The sequence below is a fragment of the Luteococcus sp. Sow4_B9 genome (assembly GCF_052116585.1).
Classification (GTDB): domain Bacteria; phylum Actinomycetota; class Actinomycetes; order Propionibacteriales; family Propionibacteriaceae; genus Luteococcus.
Window position 1 is genome coordinate 166,524 of the sequence record NZ_JBQKKT010000005.1, and the last position, 6,745, is coordinate 173,268.

At 64.2% G+C, this 6,745-nt stretch carries 5 protein-coding genes; 4 read left to right on the forward strand and 1 reads right to left on the reverse strand.

All coding sequences use genetic code 11. The features are described from left to right. Window positions 1-29 precede the first annotated feature (29 nt). The 4 genes from ACTQ49_RS05460 to ACTQ49_RS05475 all read left to right on the forward strand — a co-directional run bounded on the left by ACTQ49_RS05460 (window position 30) and on the right by ACTQ49_RS05475 (window position 5,478). Complete coding sequence (locus ACTQ49_RS05460; RefSeq protein WP_441826835.1) at window positions 30-959, forward strand: ribokinase; 930 nt, start codon at window positions 30-32, stop codon at window positions 957-959. 166 nt (window positions 960-1,125) lie between these two features. After that, a complete protein-coding gene (locus ACTQ49_RS05465) occupies window positions 1,126-1,623 on the forward strand; it encodes a cupin domain-containing protein (RefSeq protein ID WP_441826836.1) in 498 nt (165 codons plus the stop codon). Window positions 1,624-1,848: 225 nt separating this feature from the next. Beyond that, window positions 1,849-3,789 carry a BCCT family transporter gene (locus ACTQ49_RS05470; RefSeq protein ID WP_441826837.1) on the forward strand — a complete coding sequence of 647 codons (1,941 nt, stop codon included), beginning with the start codon at window positions 1,849-1,851 and terminating at the stop codon, window positions 3,787-3,789. Window positions 3,790-4,869: 1,080 nt separating this feature from the next. Next, window positions 4,870-5,478 (forward strand): CGNR zinc finger domain-containing protein, encoded by a 609-nt coding sequence (locus ACTQ49_RS05475; RefSeq protein WP_441826838.1) that lies wholly within the window; start codon window positions 4,870-4,872, stop codon window positions 5,476-5,478. Window positions 5,479-5,750: 272 nt separating this feature from the next. On the opposite strand, the gene ACTQ49_RS05480 is transcribed toward ACTQ49_RS05475, so the two are convergent. Continuing rightward, window positions 5,751-6,314, reverse strand: a complete 564-nt coding sequence (locus ACTQ49_RS05480; protein ID WP_441826839.1) for a DUF4334 domain-containing protein — start codon at window positions 6,312-6,314, stop codon at window positions 5,751-5,753. Between the last annotated feature and the right edge of the window lie 431 nt (window positions 6,315-6,745).

The following is a 6,745-nucleotide window of genomic DNA, read 5'->3' on the forward strand; positions in this document are numbered from 1 at the left end:
GGGGCGCATCGTGTCGGCGAACAGGGACAATGGGTGACAACAAGGAGGTGCGCATGGGCAAGGTCTGTGTGGTCGGCTCGGCCAATGTGGACCTGGTGGTGCACACGGCTCGGATTCCCAGCCCGGGTGAGACGGTGCCCGGAGGTCCGCTGGCAACCCTGCCGGGCGGCAAGTCTGCCAATCAGTCCGTGGCGGCGGCACGCCTGGGTGCCGACGTCACCTTCGTCGGCAGGGTGGGCGACGACGATCACGGCACCCTCCTTCTGGAGAGCCTGGCCCGCAGCGGCGTCGACGTCACCCATGTCCACGACGATCCAACGCCCACGGGCACCGCCATGATCCTGATCGATGACGCGGCGGAGAACGTGATTGTCGTCTCGCCGGGCGCCAACGGCACGCTGAGTCCGCAGCGCCTCGCGGAGCATGCTGATGCCATCCGTTCCGCCGACGTCCTGGGACTCTGTTTCGAGATTCCGATGGAGACCGTCGAGTCCGCCGCCGCAGTGGCGCACCGGTCCGGCGCGACGGTGGTGCTCAATCCGTCGCCCTTCACCGAGCTCTCGGCGGCGCTCCTGCAGTGCACCGACGTGCTGGTGGTCAACGAGCACGAGTTTGCCCAGGTTTTTCCGGGGGCCTCCATCCACTCACCGGAAAGTGAGTTGCTGCAGGGATTCCGGGGTGACGTCGTGGTCACGCTTGGCGCCAGGGGAGCGGCGCTGCTGATGGATGGCCCCGACGGCTGGTCCACCACCGGCATTCCCGCGCCCACGGTGGAGGCCGTCGACACGACGGGCTGCGGTGACGCCTTCACCGGCGCCCTGCTCGCAGGTCTGGCCGACGGGGATTGTCTGGAGGAATCCATCCGGCTGGCGGTCCGGGTGGGTGCCGTCGCCGCCACCGGTCAGGGTGCCCAGCCGTCCTACCCGACGCGCGAGGAATTGACTGCCAATCCCCAGTGAATTTCATCACAGCACCTTGTGGGCCATCGCGGATGACTACGAGTCCCAACCGCCCGGAAGAATCCGACGGCCCGTAGTGCGAGACGCGTGCCGATACCTCAAACCATTTCCATGAGCTGGTGGAGGCGTTGGATCCCTCGCCACACAACAGAATCAAGGCGTCAGTATGTTGAATCGACGTCAGCTTCTCACCGCCTCCGCTGCTTCCGCCGTCGCCCTCGGGACGGCCAACCTGATGCCAGCCGCAGCCGCCAGCCAGACCGCCTACGGCCGCACTTTCACCGATCTGGGCTGCAAGCCGGCCGTCATCAATGTCGAGAAGCTCACCCTCAAGAACAAGAACTTCCGCACCGCTGCCTGGAGCTGCGACCAGCTCCAGCTCACCCTGATGAACATCCCGGTTGGTGGTGAGGTCGGCCTGGAGATGCACGACGACGTCGACCAGTTCCTCCGCATCGAGTCCGGCACCGCACTGGTGATGATGGGCGACGAGAAGCTCTTCAGCTATGTGAAGCAGGCCGGCTCCGGCGACGCGATCCTGGTTCCCTCCGGAACCTGGCACAACATCGTCAACAACTCCCCCCAAGGAGGAGCTGAAGCTGTACTCCCTGTACGGCCCGCAGCAGCGCCCCACCGGCACCATCCACGTCACGTCGGAGGATGACCACCACTGAGCAAGGCCATGATCGGCACGCATTCCTGATGCGTGCGAGGCCATCGCTGCTGGGGCCCGGGATCCCCGACGGGGAGCCCGGGCCTTGGCGTGGACGAGGCGGGAAGTGGGTCTTCGCGGGCGCGACGCGGGCAAATGAACTCCTGAATTCACCAGTCCGGGTCTACGGTGGACGACGAACTGTGCCACCGTTGTCCAGGAATCCAGGAACCCTCCATGAGCCACCCTGACCCACGAGCAGCATCGCCAGCCTCGGCCACCCGCACCTTCTTACGGGAGGTGAACTACCCACACCAGATCCACCCCGCGCTGGTGCCCGGCGTCTCCGTTGAGGACCAGAAGATCCGTTACGGCGTTGACAAGGGAATTCTCGGAGTCGTGGGTTTCCTGATCGTCGCCTTCGTCGCGTGGGGACTGGCCGCCCCACAGCAGGTCTTCGACGTCTCGAGTGCCGCCCTGGGCTGGGTGATGCACAATCTGGGGTGGACCTTCAACGTCCTGGCCATCGGCATGGTGCTCTTCCTGCTGGTGATCGCCTTCTCCAGGTTCGGCAAGATCACGCTCGGTCTCGATGGCGAGGAACCTGAATATTCAACAGCCTCCTGGGCGGCCATGCTCTTTGGCGCGGGCATCGGCATCGGCATCATCTTCTTCGGCCCCTACGAGCCGCTCACCTACTACTTGAGTCCGCGGCCCGGCGCCCACTACGACGCGAACACGGCGGCCGCGGTCAAGGGGGCGATGGCGCAGGCGGCCCTGCACTGGGGGCTGAACGCCTGGGCCATCTACGCCATCGTCGGCCTGGCCGTCGCCTACGTCTCCTACCGCCGCGGCAAGGTGCCGCTGATGAGTTCGGTGGTGACCTCGCTGTGGAGTGGACGCACCGACAGCATCGGCGCTCGCATCATCGACGCCCTGGCCATCATCGCGACGCTCTTCGGCACCGCCGCCACCCTGGGCATCGGTGCGCTCCAGATTGCCCGTGGCGTCGAGATCGTCGGTGGCCTCGGCCCGACGGGCAACACCCTGGCGCTGGGAATCATCGGCGTGCTGACCATCGCGACCATCGCCTCCGCCGTGTCTGGCGTGGCCAAGGGGATTCGCTGGCTGAGCAACATCAACATGCTGATGGCTCTGGGCCTGGCGCTCTTCTTCTTCATCGTCGGCCCCACGGCTTTTCTGATGAACATGGTGCCGTCGGCCATCGTCGACTACTTCGGGCACATGCCCGACATGCTCAGTGCCAACATGGCCGAGGGGCCGGAGATGGAGGCCTTCCTCTCCTCCTGGACCACCTTCTACTGGGCCTGGTGGGTGAGCTGGGCGCCCTTCGTCGGCGTCTTCACCGCCAAGATCTCCCGTGGCCGCACCATCAAGCAGTTCGTGCTCGGGGTGCTGCTGATCCCTTCGTCGATCATCGTGCTGGCCTTCGGAATCCTCGGCGGAACCGCGATCTGGCTGCAGCGCAAGGCAGAGGCTGCCGGCGACACGGCCAACATGATCGCCCCCGACGGGACAGCCGCCTCGCTGCCGCTGCCCGCCGAGATCTTCTACAAGGTGGTGGAGCAGATGCCCGGTGGCGGCATCGTCTCCGCACTGGTGATCGTGATGCTGGGGGTCTTCTTCGTCACGACGTCGGACTCCGCCTCCCTGGTCAACTCACAGCTGGCCCAGCGTGGCAATCCGTCGCCCAACAAGCTGGTCACCACCTTCTTTGCGCTTTGCATGGCGGGCATTGCCGTGGTCATCCTGCTCTTCGGCGGCCAGAACGCCTTGGCGGGACTGCAGAACCTGGTCGTCGTGACGGCGCTGCCCTTCGCCGTGATCCTGGTGCTGATGGCCGTGGCGCTGGTGAAGCTGCTGCGCAATGATCCGCAGGCCATCCGCGAGCACTACCAGGAGCAGGCCATCCAGAAGGCGGTCAAGCACGGCGTCCACGAGTATGGCGACAACTTCGCCCTCGCCGTGGAGCCGACGGCTGCCACCGACGAGCGTGCGACGGGCAGTGACTTCGACTCGACGGCCCCGGAGGTCACCGAGTGGTACGCCCGCACCGATGAGGACGGCAACCCGGTGGAATACGACTACGAGAAGGGTGAGTACATCGACGACGAGCCGACCTCGGACGACGTGACGGGCAACTCTCCGATCCGGTGACTGTTCGGCCTCTGAGGCTGGGCAGGGCTGCCGCGGGAGGCGGGTCGAAGGACACTGTTGGTCGAAGGACACTGTTGACGGTGGCTATGGCCCTGCTTCGTGGAGCGCCTCATCGGTGCGGGTCCGTTCGCGGCGATCATCAGCCTCGTCGATCCGCTGGACACGATCGCATGATCCCGCTGGGCACGATCCCATGATCCCGCTGGGCACGATCCCAGCATGGGCGTCTTCATGCTGCTCGTGCACTGCCTCAATGCTGGCGGGGGGTCTGGTTCGACAGTGAGGTGCCCGACGCCTTGCATGTGCGCCTCACCACCCCACGAGCCCTGATGGCCATGGTCGCGGCACGGTCGGTCCACCTCTGTGGCGTCTCCCGCCTGGGGCGACGGGCTGGGCCGATCGGCTGGCTCGATGGGCTGGGCCACCGGGGCCTGGTCGATGGGCGGGGCTGCAGCCATGGCGCCAGGGGCGTTGGCGATGCTCGTCAGTGCCGCACGTTGGTGGTGGCCGCTTCGCAACTTCGAGGCATCCACATTCCTCCGAATTCCGAAATTCGCAAGAATGGCTAATGATATTGCAATTTTGCATTCGCGGTCATGAATTCTTGGAATCCAGAACTCATTGCATTCATTTCTGGGTGGCCCTTCGCTCACAATTCTTCGTTGACCCAACTTCTCCTGGGTTCATGCATGAACTCCTTCGCGGTCTATGCGGCACCCCATTCATTTCGGTGGAAACGCTCAATCCGAATTGGTGGAACCGCCGCTGCATGAGTCCTGATGTGAGTCGACATGGCGCCCTTGGGGTCCTGCATGTCCGGGCATGGTTGGGGCCCGAGCCATTCTCGGTTGGGCTGTAGCGGTGCGCCGAGAGCTGCCGAGCGCTCCGGTGGGCGTCGCACTGTGGCTTGACCGTCCCACCCACTGCGCGTCGATAACCCATGAGAATCACCGACGACACCATGCTCATCCGGGTGGGCGATGGCAACTGGACAGCCATCCCCGTGCGACCCAGAACTGCCATGCAACTGATCCTGTGACCATGATGAACGGCATCGCTCACATATGAGAAAATGCCAACATGAGTGAAGTCGCCAGAACGACGGAGTACAGCCGGGTGTCGGGAGATCCGGTGCTGGATCTGATCAACACCCTGCAGTGGCGTTTGGATCCCGGGGCCTCCATCGACGCGCTCACGAGCTTCGAAGATGCAGTCCAGTGGGCGCAGGGTGCTGGCCTGGTGGCGCCCGACGAGGCGCAGCAATTCTTGGTGTTTGCGCGGGAAAGGCCGGAAGTTGCCGACGTCGAAAGGCTTCGAATTGTCCAGGTGAGGGAATCCTTCTACCACCTGCTCTTCGGCAACGGCGAGTATTCCGCGAGAATGATTTCCAGGCTCTATCGGGAGGCGCTGTCCGGAGCAATCCTCAATTTCTCTGACTGGCGGTGGGGATGGGTGGATGAGGACCTCTCCATTGAGGTCCTGAGGCATCGGATCGTGCGCGGAGTCGTCGCCTTCACCCAACGCGACGATCTCGATCATCTCTACCAGTGCGAGGACGAGCGGTGTGGACGCGTCTTCCTGGACTTCTCTCCCCGTCGCAACCGACGCTGGTGTGTCGCCAAGGAGTGCGGCGACCGCAACCGGTCGCGCGCCTACTACTCCCGACGCAAAGCGCTTGAACAGCGCTGATCATGCCGCCTGGAGGCCGTGGCCATGCGTCGGAACGGCTCCACGGCCCTCCTGGGGAATCCCTCAGGCCCCACAACGGGTGTCTTGATGTTGAAAGTTCTGTCAGAGCCGATCTGAGCGAAGCGGCGTCCGCTGTCAGGCGGCATCCTGGCTCAAGGGAGCCCGGCGAGTCAGGGGCAGTCGCGGGGTCTGGGCAGCCATCACCGCTGGACCTCGCCGGCTGACTCCAGGGGTGCGTCCCCACAGACGGATCACTGAGCCGGGCTCTCTCGTCACTGAGCTGGGCTCTCTCGTTTCAGCATGAAGAAGAAGGGCTCGAACCCGCGGGCGTCCATCAACCCCAGAAGAACGCACGGCTCAATCCAGCGGAAATGATCCTCGATGGGAAGGGCGTCGTAGACCATGGCCGCCCCGACCGTGCCACGGAAGTCCATCATGCGCAGCCGTGCCCCAGGCCGACGGGTGGACGCGCACCGGAGCAGTCCCCGCTCAACCATGTGGCGCACCACCGTTCGCACGGATCGTCGGCGAAGGGGCGTAACCAGCGCTGGCATCAGTGACCATGGCACAGCCGAGGGAGAGACGCAGAACACGCCACGGCGATCGGCGAACAGAAGAGGATGGACCTCCTCCTGACAGTCGAACCGCTTGCCGTACCACCCGGCGAGCTCGAGGAGTCCGTCCAGTGGATGTCCGGAGGGAACACCCAACCCCCGCCAGGTTCCGCTCAACTCCTCCACTCGCGCCGGGCGAGCCGACTCGAAGAGGGCAAGAAGTTTCGTACGGTCAGCGCCCTCGGCAAGGTGTGCAGGCCAACGTGCCTCGTGACTGTTCATGGCTGTGACGCTACTCAGCTGGCTGCTGGGCGCGAGATCGCCGTCAGGGCATCACGATGCATGTCATGGCCGCCGACGACGAAAATGCGTAGTCACAAGGGATTTAGGCGCTCGTGGAGTGTCCCACAGGAGGCGGGCCCTTGGCTCGATTTGCATCCGGCGACACGATGAACTAATGTTTTCCGAGCTGCCACACGGCAGTGAACAACTGGATGAACTTGGGAGAACCCCAGCGAGTCCAACCGGAAGAAGTCAGGCGGATTTGACCGCCCCAGCGGAACCCGGTAAGGTTGGTCGAGTCGCCCCAAGCGGATCTCTTCGGAGGGATGTGCGGGTCGCGCCCGGATCTTGAGAACTCAACAGCGTGTCTAAAGTCAATGCCTATTTTTACCCGTGGCCATTGATGTGAATCTCTTTGTGGGGTTTGTGTT